The sequence below is a fragment of the Comamonas resistens genome (assembly GCF_030064165.1).
Lineage (GTDB): Bacteria > Pseudomonadota > Gammaproteobacteria > Burkholderiales > Burkholderiaceae_C > Comamonas > Comamonas resistens.
On sequence record NZ_CP125947.1, the window covers coordinates 2,829,834 to 2,851,336 of the forward strand.

The window sequence follows — 21,503 nt, forward strand, 5'->3', positions numbered from 1 at the left end:
CAAATGACGCAAACGGTCACGACTTCCACAAATCAGGTTCAGACAGGACGCTTGCACCATGGGCGCATTCCTTGTGCATCCTTGCTTGCGTAAGTCCTCACGGTAAAGACTGGCCCAAGTGGCAGCTCATGGCCGCAGCACCCCATTACAATGCCCTGCTTCCGATCCCCCTGTTGCGCTGGTGTATGGTGTAGGTTTCACGCCATCTCGCAGCGCCAGACCGGCCTGCTTCACTTCCAGCCAATGTTTGTCAGAAAACTGTCCACCATGCCGCGTATTTCAACGACTCTAGTCCCTGCCGTGTTAGTCGCCGCTGCCCTGGCGGGCTGCTCCAGCACCAAGGACGATCCAACGGCCAAGTGGACACCCGATCGTATCTATACCGAAGCGCGCGACGAATCCTCTTCCGGGGCCTATGACAAGGCCGTACCGCTGTTCGAGAAGCTCGAAGGCCGCGCTGCCGGCACGCCTCTGGCCCAGCAGGCCCAGCTGGAAAAAGCCTACGCCCAGTACAAGGGTGGCGAGAAAGTGCAGGCCCTGGCGACGCTGGATCGTTTCACCAAGCTGCACCCCGCCAGCCCCGCCATGGACTATGCGCTCTATCTCAAGGGCCTGGTCAACTTCAACGACAACCTGGGCATGTTCGGCTGGCTGACGCGCCAGGATCTGTCCGAGCGCGACCAGAAGGCTGCCAAGGACTCCTTCGAGTCCTTCCGCGAACTGGTGACGCGCTTTCCGGACTCCAAGTACGCTGAAGATTCGCGCCAGCGCATGCAGTACATCGTGAACTCGCTGGCCCAGTACGAAGTCCATGTCGCCAAGTACTACTACAGCCGCGGAGCCTATGTGGCGGCCATCGCCCGCTCGCAGGCTGCCATCAAGGACTACCAGGGCGTGCCCGCCGTACGCGACGCCATGGTGGTGCTGATCAAGTCCTATGACGCTCTGGGCATGACCCAGCTGCGCGACGACGCCCAGCGCGTGCTCAGCAGCACCTATGGCGACAATGCCGAGCTGAAATTCAGCTCCGAAGACAAAAAGTCCTGGTGGAAGCTCTGGTAACAAGCCACGAATAAGAAGCAAAAAAGGCTGCACTTGTTGCAGCCTTTGTTTTTTGACATCGAGGGGTCATCAGCAACCTGCATGGCCCCCTGCCCGCCCAGTTATCCGCCCACTTATCCGGCCTGCTCCAGCGGCTGGGTCAGCTGCTTCAGGGCCGCTTCAAACTCCTGCGCACTGCCCAGCATCCGCATGGGCGGCAGTGCGGCAATCAGCTCCACGCCATAGCTTTTGTTCAGCAAGCGCGGATCGCACACCACCAGTACCCCACGATCGGTTTCGCTGCGAATCAAACGCCCGGCACCCTGCTTGAGTGCCATGGCTGCCTCGGGCAGCATGTAGTCGTGAAACGCAGCCCGGCCGACGCTCTCCAGCCGTCTTGAACGCGCTTCGACCAGCGGGTCGTCCGGCGGTGGAAACGGCAGCTTGTCGATCACTACCAGCTGCAGCACATCACCGGGCAGGTCCACCCCCTCCCAGAACGTGGCCGAAGCCACCAGAATGGCGCCTCGCTGCGAGCGAGCCGCACCAGCTGCCGTGAATCTCTCGACCAGAGCCAGTTTGGGCGCCTCTCCCTGCACCAGCACATCCAGATCGGCAAACAGCCCCAGCGCCGTACGCAACGATTCGCTGATGGCTTGCAGGGCTCTGAGAGTGGTGGTCAGCACCAGGGTGCGCCCACCTATGCGCTGGGCGGCATCGAGCACCAGCTGAGCCGTCTGCTGGCTGTGCTGGGCACTGCCCGCTGCAGCAAAGGCCTGCGGCACATAGAGCGCGGCATGGTTGGGGTAATCAAAGGGGCTGTCCACCGTCAGCACGCGTGCACCCCGCAAGCCACAGGGCTCGGTAAACCAGCTCAGCTGCGCATCATTACCGAGCGTGGCTGAGGTAAAAATCCAGCTCTTTTGCTCATCGGTATTGCGCTGTGCGCTATCAGTTTCTTGACACGACTTGCGCAAATCAGGTTCAGGCAAGACGTTTGCCCTATGGGCATATTCCTTGTGCATCCTTGTTTGCGTAAGTCCTGCTTGAATCTCATCGCCGCTCCTCTGCAGCAAGCGTTCCTGCATGATGCGGGCAATCGACAGCGGGGACTCCAGCATGCGCAGGTGCTGGCGGCCGACCTCCAGCCAACGCACCGAATCCTCCTCGGCAGCAGCGGCAAAGCGCGCAAGCCTGACCAGCAGTTCGCTGCCGCGCTCATACAGACGCCGCAAATCGGCAGCCATGGCCTCCATGAGCGCCAGCGACTTCAACAGGGCCCGCAGACTCTGGCCCAGCCTCACCAAGGCCGCGCGCCAGAGTGTGGCATCCAGACCTTGAGGGGTAACGGCCTGCCAGGGCAGTCGTCCGCCAGCCGGCACCTGCCCCGCCTGCAGCCGCAGTTCGCGCACGGCCTGCTCCAATGTGGCGCACAGCACCAGCCAATCGGCCATGCCGCGTGCATGCTCCTGGGTGATGCGCAGTGCATCGCGCGCATAGCCAATCAGTTGCTGACTGGACAAGGCCTCGCCCGCAAACTGCACGCCGGTGTCGTTGAGCTGGTGGGCTTCATCGACCACCACCACGCCAGCGCTGGGCAAAAGCTGGGCCACACCTGAATCGCGCACATCCAGATCGGCAAACAGCAGGTGATGGTTGATGACGACCACATCAGCCTCCAGGGCCTGCTGCCGCGCCTGATTGACATGGCAGCCTTGCCAGTGAGGACAGTCCGAGCCCAGGCAGTTGTCCTTGGTCGACGTGACCAGCGGCACCACGGCAGAACGCTCATCCAGCGCCACCATTTCCGCCATATCGCCGGTAGAGGTGATTCTGGCCCAGCGCTCCACCTCCGCCACCTGGCGCAGCACCTGCGGGTCTTGCGGGGCGGTGCGCCCTTGCCTCACGCGCTCCAGCCGCTCCACGCACAGATAGGCAGAGCGCCCTTTGAGTCTGGCCATGCGCAGCGGCAACCCCAGGCCATGCACAAGTCGCGGCAGGTCGCGGGCAAACAACTGGTCCTGCAAGGCCTTGGTGGCCGTGGAGACCAGCACGCGCTGGCCGCTGTAGAGCGCCGGCACCAGATAGGCATAGGTTTTGCCCACACCGGTGCCTGCCTGAACCACCAGCACCGCGCTGTCCTCAATGGCCTGGGCCACGGCCAATGCCATCTGCGTTTGCCCCTCGCGAGGACGAAACGCGGGCTCCGCCGCGGACAGAACTCCCGAAGGAGAAAAAGCGGCAGCCACGGTATCCAACAATTGACTCAAGACAGTTTCACTTTCCAGGCGACAAGGCTCTCACATACCCGATGCACCTGCCGGCCAACGATAAAATGCAAGCCTCGCAGACTCACGCACCAAAGCCCCGCATGCCACCCAGCTACCGCATCCAGGCCTCCACCGGCATACACCGTGGCGACCGGGAATATCAGCAAGACCAAGTTCTGCTGATGGCTCACCCCTATGCCAAGGGCTGCATTCTGGGCGTTGTGGCGGACGGCATGGGTGGACGCAGCGGCGGGCGCAAGGCATCCGATCAGGTCATGCTGACGGCACGCCAGCTGTTCGAGCGCTTCGAGCCTTCCCATGAGGACTGCGCCCGCATGCTGCGCACCATTGTGCAGGATGCGCACACCGTCATCCGGCTCACGGCCATTGCCTCCGAACAGGAGCCCCACAGCACCATCGCTGCATTTGTGGTTCTGCCCGACGGCATCTGCCACTTCATGCATTCCGGAGACTCGCGCCTCTACCACTTTCACGGCACTCATCAAGTGCATCGCAGCAAGGATCATTCCTATGTGCAAGCGCTGGTGGATCGCGGCGACATCACTGCGGATGAAGCCCACAATCACCCGCAGTCCAACATCTTGCTGGGATGCCTGGGCGCCGTCACGGCACCGCCCATCGAACACCATGTGATTGAAAAGCTGCAGCCCGGCGATACCTTGATGGCCTGCTCGGACGGCGTCTGGCATTACTTCAGCAGCCAGGAACTGGGCACGGTGCTGCAGGCGCTTTCGCCACGCGAAGCATCGCAATTTCTCATTGAAAAAGCCCGCAAGCGGGCCCAGGGTGGAGGCGACAACCTGTCGCTGGCCATTCTCAAGCTGGAAGCTGCGACTGCCGCCGATTGAGTTTTTCAATCAGAAAGCAGTCCGACCCTTGATGGGCATGCGCTGGCAGCTTCTTTTCCAAGAGCAGCGGGCATGCATCAAGCCTGTAACCGACGTTTTCAGGGCGCAGGCGGCGGCAGCGGTGCTGCCTTCTTCTGGCCAGCCTCCTGCGCCTTCTTCAAGGCACTGGCCTTGTGCGCTGCGGCCTCTTTTTGCTTGGCCTCAAAATCGGCACGGGCCTTGGCCTCGCGCTCGGCACGCCCTTCATCGGCGTGAGCACGGTTTTGCTCGTGGCGACGCACATAGTCGGACTGCTTGGCGGCACGTTGCTGGGCTTCGCTCTGGCGCTGCGCCTGAGCGGCCGCCTCATCCACATCAGGCTTGGCTCCCGCCCCCCTGGGGCCCGATGCCTTTCCTGACGCCTTTTCGCGTTGCTGGGCCTTCATGGGGACAGCGGCGTTCTCGGCCTTTTTTTCCTCGATGGCTTTCAGGCGTTCGGCCGCTTTTTCCTTGCGCTCCACAGCGTTGATTTCCAGCTCGCGCGCACGCAAAGGCGCGTCTTTCTCACGCGCCTCGGTGCGGGCTTCCGCCAGGCAGCCTTCCACGGCAAACTTTTGATAGCAAAGCTTTTCAGCATCCAGGCGCTGTTGCTCTATCACCTCGCGCTTGCCCTGAATCTCCTTGCGTTCAGCCTCCCAGCTCTTGTGCAGGCTCTCGCGCTCCCTGGCGGCCTGCGCCTTCTGCGCCTGCTTGGCTTCTGCGCTGGCGGCGGGTGCCGGAGCAGGTTGAGCAAGCGCGGCGGTGCTGGTCAAGCACATGGCCGCGGCCGAAAAAGCCGAAACTGCCACCAGGCGGCCAAAGCGATCAAGGGAAGCGGAAATCGAGGCAGAGAGTTTGGACATCTTCTTGAACAGGAGACAGGGCACGCGGCCCAACAAGCAGCATCTTAGAACGTGTTCATGATCTCTACGCCGCCGCGTTGGAGCGCAATCGGGATGAGTTCGAAGCGATGGCTCGCTGCTTGCACCGGGGTGCAAGCAAGAGTCAGCGCGAAGAAATCGCCCGATTGCACTCCAACCCTTCGGGACAGAGACTTTGCGGGCGGTCTGCGGCGTTGCAAATCCTCGCAATAGCTCGGCTATTGCTGCGGTGTTGCGCGCGGGGGGCCGCCCCCTAGCATCCCATCCCGCAAAGCCACTGTCGCGGCGCGAGGAGATCATGAACACGTTCTTAGAGCCCCAAGGAATATCGCTCAGGTCAACCGGGTGTCCACCACCCTGCGTTCCAGCGACAGATACTCCTTGGACTGCATCTCGTTGAGACGCGAAACCGTGCGCGGAAACTCGTGGGCCAGCGGGCCTTCGGTATAGATCTGCTCGGGCGGCACGGCGGCCGACATGATGAGCTTGACATGGCGGTCGTAAAGCACGTCCACCAGCAAGGTGAAGCGCCGTGCGGCCGAGGCCATGTTGACATGGAGTTCGGGCACATCGGACAGCAAAATGGTATGGAACTGCGTGGCAATTTCCAGGTAATCGTTCTGCGAGCGTGGGCCACCGCAAAGTTCGCGGAAATCGAACCAGATCATGCCACCCGCACGGCGCTTGGCCGCGATCTTGCGGGTCTCGATCTGCATCACGGGCTCTTCGTCATGGGCTTCGGCCAGACGGTCGAAGGTCTGCTGCATCGCAGCATCGGCCTCCGGACCCAAGGGGCAGTGATAAAGCTTGGCATCTTCCAGCGTGCGGCGGCGGTAGTCGGTACCGTTGTCCACGTTCACCACCTCCATGCGGTCCTTGAGCAAGGCAATCGCAGGCAGTATGCGGTCACGGTGCAGGCCACCGGGGTAGAGGCCGTCCGGCTCGAAATTGGAGGTGGTCACAAAACCCACGCCATTGGCAAAAAGCGATTCGAGCAGCTTGTAGAGAATCATGGCGTCCGTGATGTCGGAGACATGGAACTCGTCAAAGCAGATCAGCTTGTATTTCTTGGCGATCTTGGCACCCAGCGCATCCAGCGGGTTCTGCGTGCCTTGCATGAGGTGCATCTCGCGGTGCACCTCGCGCATGAATTCGTGAAAGTGCAGGCGCACCTTGCGCTTGATCGGCACGGCGTTGAAGAAGCAGTCCATCAGAAAACTCTTGCCGCGCCCCACCCCGCCATACATATAGACGCCCTTGGGCAGATCGGGGTGGTTGATCAGTTTCTTGAGGGCATTGGAGCGCTTGCCCTTATATACAGTCCACGCGTCCGCGCAGCGCTGCAGCGCCTCGACTGCACGCAGCTGTGCAGGATCGCTTTTGAAACCCTTGGCAGCCAGTTCTGCCTCATAGGCCTGTCTTACGTTCACCGTCTTGTCTCCAGATGCTCAAAAAACAATAGCTGCTAGCGCTTATCTATCAAGCGTTAGCAGCCATTTTTATCTGAATTTCAAAAGAAGCTTCAGCTTGCGCGCCGGCACATCACAGCCATGTCATAAACCTGCGCGCAAGGCTGAAAAAACTTAGAAATTCAGCGTGCGCTTGTCCACGGCCAGGGCAGCTTCCTTGGTGGATTCGGACAGCGAGGGGTGAGCATGGCAGATGCGGGCGATGTCTTCGCTCGATGCCTTGAACTCCATGGCCACCACGGCTTCGGAGATCAGCTCGGACACCATGGGGCCGACCATATGGACGCCCAGGATTTCGTCGGTCTCGGCATCCGACACGAACTTGACCATACCCGTGGTATCGCCCAGAGCGCGTGCGCGGCCATTGGCCAGGAAGGGGAAGGAGCCGGCCTTGTACTTCACGCCATCGGCCTTGAGCTGCTGCTCGGTGCGGCCCACCCATGCCACTTCGGGGCTGGTGTAGATCACGAAGGGGATGGTGTTGAAGTTCACATGACCGTGCTGGCCGGCAATGCGCTCGGCCACGGCCACGGCTTCTTCCTCGGCCTTGTGCGCCAGCATGGGGCCACGCACCACGTCGCCCACCGCCCACACACCAGGCAGATTGGTCTTGCACAGATCGTCCACCACGATGGCACCGCGCTCGTCCAGAGCCAGGCCCACGGCTTCCACGTTCAGGCCGTTGGTGTTGGCGGTGCGGCCAATCGAGACGATCAGCTTGTCCACGTCCAGCGTCTGAGCTTCGCCCTTGGCATTGGTGTAGGCCACGGACACGCCCTTCTTGGAGGTCTTCACTTCGCCGACCTTCACGCCCAGCTCGATCTTCAGACCTTGCTTGTCGAAAGCCTTCTTGGCTTCCTTGGCGATCTGTTCGTCCACGGCGGGCAGGAACTTGTCCATGCCTTCGAGCACGGTCACTTCCGCACCCAGGCGGCGCCAGACCGAACCCATTTCCAGACCGATCACGCCGGAGCCGATCAGACCCAGCTTCTTGGGCACCTTGGCCAGATCCAGAGCACCGTCGTTGGACAGGATGAACTCCTCATCGAACGGCAGGCCGGGCAGCGCACGGGCGTTGGAGCCGGTGGCGATGATGATCTGCTTGCCGGTGATGACTTCCTCTTCCTTGCCTGCGACCTTGATGGCGTAGCCGCCTTCAACAGCCTTCTCGAAAGAACCGCGGCCGTGGAAGAAAGTGACCTTGTTCTTCTTGAACAGGTAAAGGATGCCATCGTTGTTCTGCTTCACGATGCCTTGCTTGCGGGCAATCATCTTGGCCACGTCCATCTCGACCTTGCCGGTGGAGATGCCATGGTCGGCAAAGTGCAGCTTGGCATGCTCGAAATGCTCGGAAGACTGCAGCAGCGCCTTGGAGGGAATGCAACCCACGTTGGTGCAGGTGCCGCCAGGAGCAGCGCCACCGGCGGCGTTCTTCCACTCGTCGATACAGGCGACGTTGAAACCCAGTTGTGCTGCGCGGATGGCAGCGATGTAGCCGCCGGGGCCGGCGCCGATCACGACGACATCAAATTGCTTGCTCATGATTCAAATCTCTTGTGTTTGGTGCTTTAAAAAACCCACCACAGGGCTGCGTGGCCAAGGGTGGGTTTACTGCTTGATCGTTAAGGACTCTTGAAGTGGGCGGGGCCGAAAATCAGCAGCCACCCAGCAAGGGCCGTCCCGCAGCGCAGGTGGCGTCCCCCTTCCCGAATTGCAACGCAATTCGAGAGAAGGGGGAAGGCGCGCAGCGCCACAGGGGGTTGATCACAGATCGAACAGCAGGCGCGAAGGATCTTCCAGCGCATCCTTCATGGCCACCAGGCTCAGTACGGCTTCGCGGCCGTCGATGATGCGGTGGTCATAGGACATGGCCAGGTAGTTCATCGGACGGATCACGATCTGACCGTTTTCGACCACGGCGCGGTCCTTGGTGGCGTGCACACCCAGGATGGCGGACTGAGGGGGGTTGATGATGGGGGTGGACATCATCGAGCCGAAGGTACCGCCATTGGAGATCGAGAAGGTACCGCCGGTCATTTCTTCAATGCCCAGCTTGCCTTCCTTGGCCTTCTGACCGAACTCGGCAATCTTCTTTTCGATGTCGGCGAAGCTCATCTGGTCTGCATTGCGCAGGATGGGCACCACCAGACCGCGAGGCGAGCTCACGGCGATACCGATGTCGAAGTAGCCGTGGTAGACGATGTCGTTGCCGTCGATCGAGGCGTTCACGGCGGGGAACTTCTTCAGGGCATGCACGGCAGCCTTGACGAAGAAGGACATGAAACCCAGCTTCACGCCATGTTCCTTGGTGAACTGGTCCTGGAACTTCTTGCGCAGTTCCATCACGGGAGCCATGTTCACTTCGTTGAACGTGGTCAGGATGGCATTGGTCGCTTGCGACTGCAGCAGACGCTCGGCGATACGGGCACGCAGACGTGTCATGGGCACGCGCTGCTCGGGACGGTCGCCCAGCTCTTCCTTAGAAGCGGGAGCTGCCACCTGGGGCAGAGCCACCTTGGGAGCGCCGGTGGGGATGACAGCGCCAGCCTTGATGGCGGACAGTGCGTCACCCTTGGTCACGCGGCCGTCCTTGCCCGTGCCTGCCACATTGGCAGCGGACAGGTTGTTGTCGGCCAGGATCTTGGCGGCAGCGGGCATGGCCACGCCGCTCTTGTCGGCACCGGCGGGAGCTGCAGCAACTGGCGCTGCGGCAGGAGCCGAGGCGGCGGCTGCGGGGGCAGCAGCAGGAGCTGCGGCACCAGCGACGGCTTCGGAGTCGATCTTGGCGATGACTTGCTCTGCAGCCACGGTGGCACCGTCGCCTTGCAGGATTTCGGTGATCACGCCAGCCGAGGGAGCTGGCACTTCGAGCACGACCTTGTCGGTTTCGATTTCGATGAGGATTTCATCGACCGCCACAGCCTCGCCAACCTTCTTCTTCCAGGTCAGCATGGTGGCTTCGGTAATGGACTCGGACAGCTGGGGAACTTTGACTTCAACGATAGCCATTTTGATTCTTTCCAAAAAGTGTTTTGTCTGATACGTGTGCGAACGTAGATAAAGGGGTTACGGCCTTACTTGGTCAGGACAAAACCCTTGAGTTTGGCGAATGCGCCTTCCACCAGTGCCTTTTGTTGCTCTTGGTGCAGATGCGAGTAGCCCACCGCTGGCGAAGCGGACGCAGCGCGGCCCGAATAGCCCAGCTTCTGGCCTTCACGCATGTTCTCGTGGATATTGTGCTGGATGAAGAACCAGGCGCCCTGGTTCTGTGGCTCGTCCTGGCACCACACGATTTCAGTTGCGTTGGCGAATTTTTTCACTTCGGCCGCAAAAGCCTTGTGCGGGAAAGGATACAGCTGCTCGACGCGGATGATGGCGACGTCCTTGCTTTCCTTCTCGGCACGCTTCTTGACCAGGTCGTAGTACACCTTGCCAGAGCAGGCAATGATGCGCTTGACCTTGGCAGCGTTCTTGACCACAGCTTCGTCCTGCTCGGGAATCACGGTCTGGAAACCGCCAGAGGTGAACTCGGACAGCGGCGAGGTCGCATCCTTGTTGCGCAGCAGCGACTTGGGCGTGAAGATGACCAGAGGCTTGCGCAGGGGGCGAACCATCTGACGACGCAGCACGTGGAAGATCTGGCTGGCGGTAGTGGGCTGCACGATCTGCATGTTGGCGTCGGCGGCCAGCTGCATGAAGCGCTCCAGACGCGCCGAGCTGTGCTCGGGGCCCTGGCCTTCATAGCCGTGAGGCAGCATCAGTGTCAGGCCATTGATGCGGCCCCACTTCACTTCACCGGAGGCGATGAACTGGTCGATCACGACCTGGGCACCGTTGGCAAAGTCACCGAACTGGGCTTCCCAGATCACCAGGGTGTTGGGATCGTTGGAGGCATAGCCGTATTCAAAGCCCAGCACCGCCTCTTCGGACAGGATGGAGTCGATCACGACAAACGGAGCCTGGTTGTCGGCCACGTTCTGCAGGGGGATGTAAGTGCCTTCGTCCCACTTTTCACGCTTTTGATCGTGAATCACGGCATGACGGTGCGTGAAGGTGCCGCGACCGGAGTCTTCACCCGACAGGCGCACGGGATAGCCCGATGCCACCAGAGAGCCCAGAGCCATGGTCTCACCCATGCCCCAGTCCACGTTCACATCGCCACGGCCCATGGCAGCGCGGTCGTCATAGACCTTCTTAACCAGAGCGTGAGGGTTGACGGTTGCGGGTAGCGTGGTGATCTTTTCGGCCAGACGCTTCCACTCGGTCAAGGGAATAGCGGTGTCGCCGGCATCGGTCCAGGCCTTGCCAATGAAGGGGCTCCAGTCCACCGCGTACTTGCTCTTGAAGTTGGTCAGCACCACTTCCTGGGTGTGACGGCCTTCGTCCATGGCAGCGCGATAGGCCTTGACCATATCGTCGCCCAGCGTCGCGCCCAGGCCCTGGGTCGCCAGCTTGTCGGCGTACAGCTTGCGCGTGCCGGGATGCTGGCCGATCTTCTTGTACATCAGAGGCTGCGTCAGAGCCGGAGTGTCCTGCTCGTTGTGGCCCAGCTTGCGGAAGCAGATGATGTCCACCACCACGTCCTTGGAGAATTCCATGCGGAATTCCAGTGCCAGCTGCATGGCCAGGCACACGGCTTCGGGATCGTCGCCGTTCACGTGCAGCACGGGAGACTCGATCATCTTGACGATGTCGGTGCAATACAGCGTGGAGCGCAGGTCGCGCGGGTCAGAGGTGGTGAAACCGATCTGGTTGTTGATGATGATGTGAACCGTACCGCCCGTGGTATAGCCACGGGTTTCGGACAGCGCCAGAGTTTCCTGGTTCACGCCCTGGCCGGCAAAGGCCGCGTCGCCGTGCACCAGCACGGGCAGCACCTGCTTGCCGTGGGGGTCATCACGACGGTCCATGCGCGAGCGCACCGAACCTTCAACCACGGGGTTGACGATTTCCAGGTGGGAAGGATTGAACGCCAGGGACAGGTGCATGGGGCCGCCCTTGGCGGACACATCGGAGCTGAAACCCTGGTGGTACTTCACGTCACCGGCAGGCAGATCTTCGGGAGCCGTGTGATCGAACTCGGCAAACAGGTCCTTGGGCATCTTGCCCAGGGTGTTGACCAGCACGTTCAGGCGGCCACGGTGGGCCATGCCGATCACGACTTCCTGCACGCCACGGGCGCTGGCGGAGTTGATCAGCTCGTCCATGGCGGCGATGAAGGACTCACCACCTTCCAGCGAGAAGCGCTTCTGGCCCACGTACTTGGTGTGCAGATAGCGCTCCAGGCCTTCGGCGGCCGTCAGACGGTCCAGAATGCGCTTCTTCTCGTCGGCATTGAACGAGGGCTTGCTGCGGATGCTTTCCAGCTTCTGCTGCCACCAGCGCTTCTGGTTCTGGTCGGTGGCATACATGTACTCGGCACCCAGAGTGCCGCAATAGGTTTCGCGCAGCGCGTTGAGCAGCTCGCGCAGCGTCATGGAGTCCTTGCCAAAGAAGGTGTTGCTGGTATTGAACACCACTTCCTGGTCGGCATCGGTGAAGCCGTAGAACGCAGGCTCCAGCTCGGGAATTTCGGGGCGCTCGGTACGCTTCAGAGGATCGAGGTCCGCCCAGCGCTGGCCGACGTTACGGTAGGCAGCAATCAGTTGCTGGACCGCCGTACGTTTGCGACCCAGTTCGGAATCTGCACCGGAGGCGACGACTACCTTGGTACCACCCTGCTTTGCACGCTCGGCAAAGGCATTGATGACTGGCAGATGAGGAACGTCCTTGGCGTCTGTACCATCCACTGCAGGCACGTGCTGCAGCGCATCGAAGTACTCGCGCCACGAATCCGGCACGCTGCCGGGATTGGCCAAGTAGCCTTCGTACATTTCTTCGACATAGGGCGCATTGCCGCCGAAGAGGTAAGTGTTGCCTTGATAGGCTTTGTAAACCGATGACTGATCGCTCATCTTGCGCTGACCTCCGCTTTCCTTCAGAAAGCATTAGCTGGTTTGTGGAACCTTCCGCGACACGGCTGTACCGATTGGCGGATGCGACTGTGGCTGGGAAGGGCCTTGAGTTGCTCGCGCCATTGTGCCACTGTTCCAAGTTCAACTCTTATAAAAGACCCATATGTTTACGTTCGCAAGCCTCGCTTACATTGAGCGAGCCCGTTGAACAAGGAAAACCATGCCACTTCTACCCCTGCACAAACGCAGCTTCATTCTTCTTTTGATAGCAGTTACCACTGCATTCATCTGGGTTCTATCGGAATATTCCTTGGCAATTTTCTGGGGCGTCGCGTTTGCCATCGTCTTTTCCCCCTTTCACAAACGGGTTGTTGCGCGCATGCCCAACAAGCCCACGCTGGCTGCGATCCTGACTTTGCTTCTCAGTCTTTTCGTCGTCATCCTGCCCATGGTTCTGATCAGCCTCTCGCTGGTCAAAGAGACCTCTACGATCTATGAGCGCATCAATAGCGGCAACACTTCCGTCGGCAGCTATCTCCAGCAAATCTTCAACGCCCTGCCCTCCTGGCTGACGCCATGGCTGGAGAAGCTGCACCTGGGCACGCTTGAAGAGATGCAGTCCAAGCTCTCCAATATTGCTCTGCAGGCCAGCAAGCTGGCCGCCAGCAAAGCGGTAGGACTGGGCCAGAACACTCTGGGCTTTGTCGTCGGCTTCGGCGTGATGCTCTATCTGATGTTCTTTCTGCTGCGTGATGGCAAGTCGCTGACGGAGCGCATCTGGCGCTCCACACCCTTGGCCCCGGAGCACAAGCGCGAGCTGGCAATCAAGTTCACGACCGTGATTCGCGCCACCGTCAAGGGCAATCTGGCCGTGGCCGCAGCTCAAGGCGCCTTGGGCGGCCTGATTTTCTGGATTCTGGGCATTCAGGGCCCTGTGCTCTGGGCCGTGGTCATGGCGTTCCTGTCCCTACTACCCGCTGTCGGAGCAGGCCTTGTCTGGGGGCCGGTAGCCATCTATTTCCTGGCCACAGGCGACACCACCAAAGGGCTGGTGCTTGCAGCCTATGGCACGCTTGTCATCGGCTTTGTCGACAACATGCTGCGCCCTCTGCTGGTCGGCAAGGACACCAAGATGCCCGATTACATCGTGCTGATCTCCACGCTGGGCGGCATGGCGGTATTTGGATTGACAGGCTTTGTGCTGGGCCCGGCGATTGCGGCCCTGTTCATGGCAACCTGGGACATGTTTGCAGAAATCCAGCAGCAGGAAGAGGAAGCTGCAGCAAGGAATGCAGCTCAAAACCCGGTCCAACCGCAGGCAGAACTCCTTGCCGAACCTGTTTCAGTCCCCGCAGCAAATCCAGTGGACGCCAGCCCCGAGCAGAAGAAGCCAGCGACAGAACCCCCAAACCTTTCCTCGGACAGCAAATAAAACGCTTGTTTCCTGCTCCTCGAACGCCGCATTCACACCATTCCTGCGCCATCTGCAGCTATAGATTTTGATTATCAACATCATTGGAATTTCAAAAAATGCTGACATTCAAGAACTTGCAGTTAAAGGCGCACGCCAGCGCTCAAGAATTAAGGGATTGTTAGCACAGCGAATTCATTGTCAAAACGTAAAATTTGCTTTCACATAAAAGCGTTATTTTGAAAAGGTACCCCACAATGGTCCAATTCTCCAGACGCCAGTTCATGAAAGTGACTGGTTCGACTCTGGCGGGTTCCAGCCTGGCGCTGATGGGTTTCTCACCCACAGCTGCTCTGGCCGAGGTGCGGCAATACAAGTTGTCAGCCACCACCGTGACTCGCCAAACCTGCACCTACTGCTCCGTAGGCTGCGGCATCCTGATGTACTCGCTGGGCGACGGTGGCAAGAACAGCCGCCTGTCCGTGATGCACGTGGAAGGCGACCCCGATCACCCGGTCAATCGCGGCACGCTGTGCCCCAAGGGTGCATCGCTGCTGGACTTCGTGCACAGCCCCAACCGTCTCAAGTACCCCGAGTACCGCGCCCCCGGCTCCAGCGAATGGAAGCGCATGTCCTGGGACGAAGCCCTGGATCGCGTTGCCAGGCTGCTCAAGGAAGACCGCGACGCCAACTTCGTTGAAACCAACGAAAAAGGCCAGAAGGTCAACCGCTGGCTGACCACCGGCATGCTGGCCGCCTCGGCCTCCAGCAACGAAGCCGGCTACATCACGCACAAAGTGGCCCGCTCCTGGGGCCTTCTTGCACTCGACAACCAAGCACGTGTCTGACACGGCCCGACGGTGGCAGGTCTTGCCCCGACGTTTGGCCGTGGAGCGATGACGAACCATTGGGTCGACATCAAGAACGCGGACGTTATTTTGATCATGGGCGGCAATGCCGCCGAAGCACACCCCTGCGGTTTCAAATGGGTGACCGAAGCGAAGGAGCACAACAAGGCTCACTTCATGGTGGTCGATCCGCGCTTCAACCGCTCGGCATCCGTGGCTGACTTCTATGCCCCAATCCGCTCGGGTTCGGACATCGTCTTCCTCGGCGGTGTGATCAACTATCTGCTGACGAACGACAAGATTCACCACGAGTATGTGAAGAACTACACGGACTTCTCATTCATCGTGCGCGAGGACTTTGCGTTCGACGAGGGCATCTTCTCGGGCTACAACCCCGAAAAGCGCACCTACGACAAGGGATCCTGGGACTACGAGCTCGGTGACGATGGCTTTGTGAAGGTCGACCCCACGCTGGAGCACCCGCGCTGCGTCTATCAGTGGCTCAAGAAGCACTACGCTGGCTACACCCCCGAGAAGGTGGAGTCCATCTGCGGCACGCCCAAGGAGAAATTCCTGCACGTGTGCGAGAAGCTGGCTTCGACCGCTGAAGCTGGCCGTGTTGCCACCATCATGTACGCCCTGGGCTGGACTCAGCACACCACAGGCGCACAGATTCTGCGCACCGGCGCCATGATCCAGCTGCTGCTGGGCAATATCGGCATCGCTGGCGGCGGCATGAACGCGCTGCGTGGCCACTCCAACATCCAGGGCCTGACGGACCTGGGCATTCTGTCTGCTTCGCTTCCCGGGTACCTGACGCTGCCAAACGAAGCCGAACAGGACTATGGCCAGTACATCGCCTCGCGCACGCCCAAGCTGCTGCGCCCTGGTCAGATGAATTACTGGGCCAACACGCCCAAGTTCCATGTCAGCCTGATGAAGGCCTGGTGGGGCCCTGCTGCGACTGCCGAAAACAACTGGGCATTTGACTATCTGCCCAAGCTGGACAGGCAGTACGACATGCTGCAGATCTTTGAACTGATGACTCAGGGCAAGGTCAATGGCTATATCGCCCAGGGCTTCAACCCCCTGGCGGCTCTGGCCAACAGCAACAGCGTGCGCGAAGGCCTCAAGAAGCTCAAGTTTCTGGTCATCATGGATCCGCTGGTGACCGAAACCTCCGAGTTCTGGAAGAACCACGGCGAATTCAACGATGTGGACTCCGCCTCCATCCAGACCGAAGTGTTCCGCCTGCCTACCACCTGCTTTGCCGAAGAAGACGGTGCGGTAGTGAGCTCCTCGCGCGTACTGCAGTGGCACTGGAAGGCGGCCGAACCTCCAGGAGAAGCCAAGACCGACATTGCCATCATGTCGGCCCTGCATCTGCGCCTGAAGGCCCTCTATCAAAAGGACGGCGGCAAGTTCTCCGACCCCATCACCAAGCTGTACTGGCCCTATGCCCAGGCTGACCACCCTTCCTCGGAAGAAGTGGCCAAGGAGTACAACGGTCGTGCGCTGGTGGACCTGACCGATGCCGAAGGCAAGGTCATCCGCAAGGCAGGCGAGCAGCTGAGCAGCTTCGGTGAAATGCGCGATGACGGCTCCACCCTGGGTGGCTGCTGGATCTGGACCGGCTCCTGGACGTCTTCGGGCAACCAGATGGCTCGCCGTGACAACAGCGACCCCACCGGCATCGGCAACACGCTGAACTGGGCCTGGGCCTGGCCGGCCAACCGCCGTGTGCTGTACAACCGTGCGTCCTGCGACCGCGAAGGCAAGCCGTTCAACCCGAACCGCGTGCTGATCAAGTGGAACGGCAAGACCTGGGGTGGTGCAGACGTGCCCGACATGGGCCCGACCATGCCTCCGGAGACAACCAACCCCTTCATCATGAATCCCGAAGGTGTGGCGCGTCTGTTTGCTCGCAAGGGCATGGCCGAAGGTCCGTTCCCCACCCACTACGAGGCGTTTGACAACCCGCTGGGCTACAACCCCATGTACCCCGACAACAAGCAGGCCGTCACCAGCCCCGTGATGCGTATCCTGGCCACCGCCAAGGACACGCAGGGCGACCCCAAGGACTATCCACATGTGGGTACGACCTACCGCCTGACCGAGCACTTCCACTACTGGACCAAGCATGTCCAGCTGAACAACATCGTTCAACCCGAGCAGTTCGTGGAAATCGGCGAGGCACTGGGCAAGGAACTGGGCATCGAGACCGGCCAGAAGGTCAAGGTTTCGTCCAAGCGTGGCTTCGTGAAGGCCGTGGCCGTGGTGACCAAGCGCATCAAGCCCATGAAGATCGATGGCAAGACCATCCATCATGTGGGCGTGCCTATTCACTGGGGCTTCTCGACAACGGGACGCAAGGGCTATCTGGCGAACAACCTGACAGCCTCCGTGGGTGACGGTAACAGCTTGACCCCTGAATCCAAGACCTTCCTCGTGAAGGTGGAAAAGATCTAAGGAGCAGCTGATGTCATCAACCATGTCTTTAGATATCAAGCGCCGCTCGGCCACCACCACGCCCGCCCCCAGCGCGCGTGGTGCCCACTCGGGCGAAGTGGCCAAGCTGATTGACGTTTCCAAGTGCATTGGCTGCAAGGCTTGCCAGACAGCCTGCATGGAATGGAACGACCTTCGTGACGAAATCGGCACGGTCGCAGCCGGCGTCTACGACAACCCGACGGATCTGACGTCGGAGTCGTGGACCGTGATGCGCTTTACCGAGTACGAAAACGAAGCCACAGGCAACCTGGAGTGGCTGATCCGCAAGGACGGCTGCATGCACTGCGAAGACCCGGGCTGCCTGAAAGCCTGCCCTTCGCCTGGCGCCATCGTCCAATATGCCAACGGCATCGTGGACTTTCAGCAAGACCAGTGCGTGGGTTGCGGCTACTGCGTGACCGGCTGCCCGTTCAACGTGCCTCGCATATCCAAGAAGGACAACAAGGCCTACAAGTGCACCTTGTGCTCCGACCGCGTGGCTGTCGGCCAGGAGCCTGCCTGCGTCAAGACCTGCCCTACTGGTGCCATCCAGTTTGGCACCAAGGAAGCCATGAAGGAACACGCCGCACACCGTGTCGTGGACCTCAAGGAGCGCGGTTACGACAAGGCCGGCCTGTACGACCCGCAAGGCGTGGGCGGTACCCATGTGATGTACGTGCTGCATCACGCGGACAAGCCATCGCTGTACAAGGGCCTGCCGGACGATCCCAAGATCAGCCCCATGGTCTCTCTGTGGAAGGGCGTTGCCAAGCCTCTGGCCATGGCAGCGCTGGGTGCGGCCGCAGTTGGCAGCCTGTTCCACTACATCACCAAGGGACCGAACGACGTGTCCAAGGACCTGGAGGATGAAATGGAGCGCAAGGATGCCGAAGCGCTGAATAAGGAGTCAGGCAAATGAAACGCAACCCTCGCGACCTCGTGCGCTACAACGCATCGGAGCGCGCCAACCACTGGGTGGTAGGCATTTGCTTCATCTTGCTGGCTCTGTCCGGCCTGGCATTCTTTCACCCGGCCTTCTTCTGGTTGACCAATCTGTTCGGCGGCGGCCCCTGGACTCGTATCCTGCATCCTTATATCGGGGTTGTCATGGGCGCGTTCTTCGTCATCATGGCCTGCCGGTTCGCCAAGCTCAACCTCGTTGAGCCGCGCGATATCGAATGGCTCAAGAACGTCAACAAGATGATCGACGGCGACGACCATGACATGCCCGAACAAGGCAAGTACAACGGCGGCCAGAAGCTGCTGTTCTGGGGTCTGGTGATCGGCATGCTGCTCATCGTGACCACGGGCTTTATGATGTGGCGCGCCTGGTGGACCTTGCCCATTGATGTGGTGCGAGCCGCTTCGGTGGTGCACGCCATTGCCGCCGTGTGGATGATTGGCCTGATCATCATGCACGTGTATGCCGCCATCTGGACCCGGGGCACCATTCGGGCCATGCTTTATGGCACAGTGACCCGTGCCTGGGCCAAGCAGCACCATCGCGGCTGGTACCGCAAGATGACGGGTGACAACGACTAAGACCTTTAGTCTCATCCCCTAGCAACCCAGCCGCCAAGCGTTTACCGGCGCTCGGCGGCTGCTTCATTTGGAAACCCTGTCAATGCAACGCATTCTTCAACCTGGCGAGATCGAAGCGCTGGATCACACCAGCTTCCCCCGCGTTCTTCTGCCACAGGCCAGCATCCTGTTTGCCGAGCGCGCCGCGCGCCTGCGCCAGCTCGCCAATGGCAACCCCATTGCCGACTATCTGCTGTTTGTCGCGCAAATCATGGATGCGCAGCACAAGGCGGCCACCAGCAGCGCCGTTGCAGCACCAGACGCCGAAATCATTGCGCGCGCGCAGCAGCACTCCATGCCCTTGCTGCCCGCCGTCGACCATATCGACCCCGCGTGGCAAGCCGTGCTGGATACTATGCTCGATAGCCTGCAATCCGGCGACCAGGCTCTGCCCGAGCCCCTGCAACCGCTGATCCAGGAGCTGCGCGCCATGGGCAGCACCGAGCGCGACGACATTGCCAAAAAGCTGCTGCAAAAAGAAGTAGCCGCCCGCCATGTCGGCATGGCCCCCTTCATCATGGCGGCCCTGCAAGTCGTGTTCACCAAGCGCGCTGCCGACATTGCCCTGCGCGATGTTCCCATGACGGACCCCGCCAGCATCTGCCCCATCTGCGCCAGCGAACCCGTTGCCAGCGTCATCCGCATCGGCGGCAAGATGGCTGGCCATCGCTATCTGCATTGCGGCACCTGCGCTTGCGAATGGCAGATGGTGCGTGTCAAATGCTCGCACTGCGAATCGACCAAGGGCATCCACTATCAAGGTGTCGACGGCGCTGGCGAAGCCGTACTGGCCGAAACCTGCGACGAATGCGGCAGCTACCGCAAGATCGTGAACCAGGAAAAAGACCCCATGGTTGACCCATTGGCCGACGATCTGGCCAGCCTTATGCTGGATCTGCTGATGAGCGAGACGCCCTTTCAGCGTGCCAGTGCCAACCCCCTGCTCTTCGTCGCCGTGGCCCAAGAGCGTCAAGACGAGGCCGACACCGGCCTGATCGATCCTGCAGCCTGAAGGCACAGCTCGGAACCATTCAGGCTCTGGGCCACAATAGCAAGGGCGGCGGGATGCAATCCGGCCGCCCTTTTGCATAGCCCTTCGCAGCACGGTTCATCTTTGACCCAAGCCCCTCTTTGAATCGCATCGTCTCGAAACCTGTTCAAAGTCGCTCTCCTCTATCGCACCTCATGCAGTCCACCGCCGATTCCTCGCAAGCCCAGCAGCCTCTCATCAACCACCCATCGCAACTGCCGGCCGTGGACAAGCTGCTGCTGAGCGAGGCCATGCAGCAGCTGCGCCAGCACTACGGCCTGGACGCCTGCACCCAGGCCGTGCGCGAGGTCATTGGCGAGCTGCGCACACGCGTGCTGGCGGGCGAGGCACTGCCTTTGGACCACTCCCAGATGCTGGCGATGGCTCGGCAGCGGCTGGAAAAGCGCTTTGCCCCACGGCTGCGCCCGGTCTTCAACCTCACGGGAACCGTGCTGCACACCAACCTGGGTCGCGCCCTGCTGCCTCAGGCGGCCATTGATGCCGTGGTGCAGGCCATGAGCGCTCCGGCCAATCTTGAATACGATCTGGAAGACGGCGGACGCGGCGACCGGGATGACCTGGTCGAGTCGCTGATCTGCGAGCTGACGGGGGCCGAAGCCGCCACCATCGTCAACAACAATGCTGCGGCCGTGCTGCTGGTGCTGTCCACTCTGGCTCTGAACAAGGAAGTCATCGTCTCCCGTGGCGAGCTGGTGGAGATAGGCGGCGCTTTCCGCATCCCCGACGTGATGACGCGTGCAGGCGCCAGGCTGGTGGAAGTTGGCACCACCAACCGCACCCATGAGAAGGACTATGCAGGCGCCATCGGCGACAACACCGCCGCGCTGATGAAGGTGCACTGCAGCAACTACGCCATCACCGGATTCACCAAATCCGTCAGCGATGCCGATGTGGCTCGCATCGCGCGTGAGCATCAGCTGCCCAGCTTTGTAGATCTGGGCAGCGGCACGCTGGTTGATCTGCGCGACTGGGGCCTGCCGCATGAAGTCACCGTGCGCGAGACCGTGGAGTCTGGTGCCGACATCGTCACCTTCAGCGGCGACAAGCTGCTGGGCGGCCCTCAGGCCGGCATCATCGTCGGCAGGAAGGCGCTGATCGCGCAAATCAAAAAAAACCCGCTCAAGCGCGCACTGCGCGTGGGCAAGATCACCATGGCCGCGCTGGAGCCCACGTTGCGCCTGTACCTCCATCCCGAAAAACTGGCGCAGGAACTGACCACGCTGCGCCTGTTCACCCGCAAGGCCGCCGATATGCAAGCGCAGGCCGAGCAGCTGCAAGCGCCGCTGCAAGCCGCCCTGGATAATGCCTTCAATAAGGCGTTCGTCGTAGAGACGGCGCCCATGACCAGCCAGATCGGCAGCGGCGCCCTGCCCGTGGAAAGCCTGCCCAGCCATGGGCTCAAGATCCATCCCGCCAGCGGCAAGCAGGCCGGACGCCAATTGACCGAGCTGGAAGCCCGCCTGCGCGCGCTGCCGCGCCCCGTGATCGGAAGGCTGCATGACGACGCGCTATGGCTGGATCTGCGCTGCCTCGAAACCTCGGCTCAGTCAGAATGGCTGGAGCAACTGCCCGGGTTGGCACGGCAGCGCAAGGTTTGACATCGAAAACCGTAGCTGCTTG

The 21,503-nt window shown here is 60.8% G+C and carries 14 protein-coding genes; 8 read left to right on the forward strand and 6 right to left on the reverse strand.

Annotation, left to right across the window (positions count from 1 at the left end; genetic code table 11):
• Positions 1-267: 267 nt before the first annotated feature.
• On the forward strand, positions 268-1,062 hold the full coding sequence (locus QMY55_RS13220; protein ID WP_283484667.1) for an outer membrane protein assembly factor BamD: 795 nt from the start codon (positions 268-270) through the stop codon (positions 1,060-1,062).
• 113 nt (positions 1,063-1,175) lie between these two features.
• On the opposite strand, the gene QMY55_RS13225 is transcribed toward QMY55_RS13220, so the two are convergent.
• On the reverse strand, positions 1,176-3,302 hold the full coding sequence (locus tag QMY55_RS13225; RefSeq protein ID WP_407650694.1) for an ATP-dependent DNA helicase: 2,127 nt from the start codon (positions 3,300-3,302) through the stop codon (positions 1,176-1,178).
• Between the two features lie 110 nt (positions 3,303-3,412).
• Here QMY55_RS13225 and QMY55_RS13230 point away from each other — a divergent pair, with 110 nt between their 5' ends.
• Positions 3,413-4,180, forward strand: coding sequence for a PP2C family protein-serine/threonine phosphatase (locus QMY55_RS13230; protein ID WP_283484669.1), 768 nt, complete (start codon positions 3,413-3,415; stop codon positions 4,178-4,180).
• Between the two features lie 98 nt (positions 4,181-4,278).
• On the opposite strand, the gene QMY55_RS13235 is transcribed toward QMY55_RS13230, so the two are convergent.
• The 5 genes from QMY55_RS13235 to QMY55_RS13255 all read right to left on the reverse strand — a co-directional run bounded on the left by QMY55_RS13235 (position 4,279) and on the right by QMY55_RS13255 (position 12,502).
• Entirely contained in the window at positions 4,279-5,061 is a 783-nt protein-coding gene (locus tag QMY55_RS13235) for a hypothetical protein (RefSeq protein ID WP_283484670.1), read from the reverse strand.
• A 350-nt stretch (positions 5,062-5,411) separates the two neighbouring features.
• Positions 5,412-6,509 carry a cell division protein ZapE gene (gene zapE, locus QMY55_RS13240; RefSeq protein ID WP_283484671.1) on the reverse strand — a complete coding sequence of 366 codons (1,098 nt, stop codon included), beginning with the start codon at positions 6,507-6,509 and terminating at the stop codon, positions 5,412-5,414.
• 153 nt (positions 6,510-6,662) lie between these two features.
• Positions 6,663-8,090 (reverse strand): dihydrolipoyl dehydrogenase, encoded by a 1,428-nt coding sequence (lpdA, locus tag QMY55_RS13245; RefSeq protein WP_283484672.1) that lies wholly within the window; start codon positions 8,088-8,090, stop codon positions 6,663-6,665.
• A gap of 222 nt (positions 8,091-8,312) precedes the next feature.
• Positions 8,313-9,557, reverse strand: coding sequence for a 2-oxoglutarate dehydrogenase complex dihydrolipoyllysine-residue succinyltransferase (odhB, locus tag QMY55_RS13250; RefSeq protein WP_283484673.1), 1,245 nt, complete (start codon positions 9,555-9,557; stop codon positions 8,313-8,315).
• 65 nt (positions 9,558-9,622) lie between these two features.
• Positions 9,623-12,502 (reverse strand): 2-oxoglutarate dehydrogenase E1 component, encoded by a 2,880-nt coding sequence (locus QMY55_RS13255; protein ID WP_283484674.1) that lies wholly within the window; start codon positions 12,500-12,502, stop codon positions 9,623-9,625.
• Between the two features lie 220 nt (positions 12,503-12,722).
• On the opposite strand from QMY55_RS13255, the gene QMY55_RS13260 reads away from it, so the two are divergent.
• The 6 genes from QMY55_RS13260 (at position 12,723) to selA (ending at position 21,481) form a co-directional block, all read left to right on the forward strand.
• A complete protein-coding gene (locus QMY55_RS13260; protein WP_283484675.1) occupies positions 12,723-13,934 on the forward strand; it encodes an AI-2E family transporter in 1,212 nt (403 codons plus the stop codon).
• A 236-nt stretch (positions 13,935-14,170) separates the two neighbouring features.
• On the forward strand, positions 14,171-17,230 hold the full coding sequence (fdnG, locus tag QMY55_RS13265) for a formate dehydrogenase-N subunit alpha (protein WP_283484676.1): 3,060 nt from the start codon (positions 14,171-14,173) through the stop codon (positions 17,228-17,230).
• A gap of 10 nt (positions 17,231-17,240) precedes the next feature.
• The gene (gene fdxH / locus QMY55_RS13270) at positions 17,241-18,170 is read left to right on the forward strand and encodes a formate dehydrogenase subunit beta (protein WP_283484677.1); all 930 of its coding nucleotides are present in this window, start codon (positions 17,241-17,243) and stop codon (positions 18,168-18,170) included.
• Positions 18,167-18,793 carry a formate dehydrogenase subunit gamma gene (locus QMY55_RS13275; protein ID WP_283484678.1) on the forward strand — a complete coding sequence of 209 codons (627 nt, stop codon included), beginning with the start codon at positions 18,167-18,169 and terminating at the stop codon, positions 18,791-18,793. Before fdxH ends, QMY55_RS13275 begins: the two co-directional genes overlap by 4 nt.
• An 82-nt stretch (positions 18,794-18,875) precedes the next feature.
• Entirely contained in the window at positions 18,876-19,844 is a 969-nt protein-coding gene (gene fdhE, locus QMY55_RS13280; RefSeq protein WP_283484679.1) for a formate dehydrogenase accessory protein FdhE, read from the forward strand.
• A gap of 173 nt (positions 19,845-20,017) precedes the next feature.
• Positions 20,018-21,481 carry an L-seryl-tRNA(Sec) selenium transferase gene (gene selA / locus QMY55_RS13285; RefSeq protein ID WP_283484680.1) on the forward strand — a complete coding sequence of 488 codons (1,464 nt, stop codon included), beginning with the start codon at positions 20,018-20,020 and terminating at the stop codon, positions 21,479-21,481.
• Positions 21,482-21,503: the final 22 nt, after the last annotated feature.

What these genes read in the sequence shown, in the direction of transcription:
- odhB (WP_283484673.1), bottom strand. Translation starts at nt 9,557, where the DNA reads ATGGCTATCGTTGAAGTCAAAGTTCCCCAGCTGTCCGAGTCCATTACC.
- QMY55_RS13235 (WP_283484670.1), bottom strand. Translation starts at nt 5,061, where the DNA reads ATGTCCAAACTCTCTGCCTCGATTTCCGCTTCCCTTGATCGCTTTGGC.
- selA (WP_283484680.1), top strand. Translation starts at nt 20,018, where the DNA reads ATGCAGTCCACCGCCGATTCCTCGCAAGCCCAGCAGCCTCTCATCAAC.
- QMY55_RS13275 (WP_283484678.1), top strand. Translation starts at nt 18,167, where the DNA reads ATGAAACGCAACCCTCGCGACCTCGTGCGCTACAACGCATCGGAGCGC.
- QMY55_RS13230 (WP_283484669.1), top strand. Translation starts at nt 3,413, where the DNA reads ATGCCACCCAGCTACCGCATCCAGGCCTCCACCGGCATACACCGTGGC.
- QMY55_RS13255 (WP_283484674.1), bottom strand. Translation starts at nt 12,502, where the DNA reads ATGAGCGATCAGTCATCGGTTTACAAAGCCTATCAAGGCAACACTTAC.
- QMY55_RS13260 (WP_283484675.1), top strand. Translation starts at nt 12,723, where the DNA reads ATGCCACTTCTACCCCTGCACAAACGCAGCTTCATTCTTCTTTTGATA.
- fdhE (WP_283484679.1), top strand. Translation starts at nt 18,876, where the DNA reads ATGCAACGCATTCTTCAACCTGGCGAGATCGAAGCGCTGGATCACACC.
- lpdA (WP_283484672.1), bottom strand. Translation starts at nt 8,090, where the DNA reads ATGAGCAAGCAATTTGATGTCGTCGTGATCGGCGCCGGCCCCGGCGGC.
- fdxH (WP_283484677.1), top strand. Translation starts at nt 17,241, where the DNA reads ATGTCATCAACCATGTCTTTAGATATCAAGCGCCGCTCGGCCACCACC.
- QMY55_RS13220 (WP_283484667.1), top strand. Translation starts at nt 268, where the DNA reads ATGCCGCGTATTTCAACGACTCTAGTCCCTGCCGTGTTAGTCGCCGCT.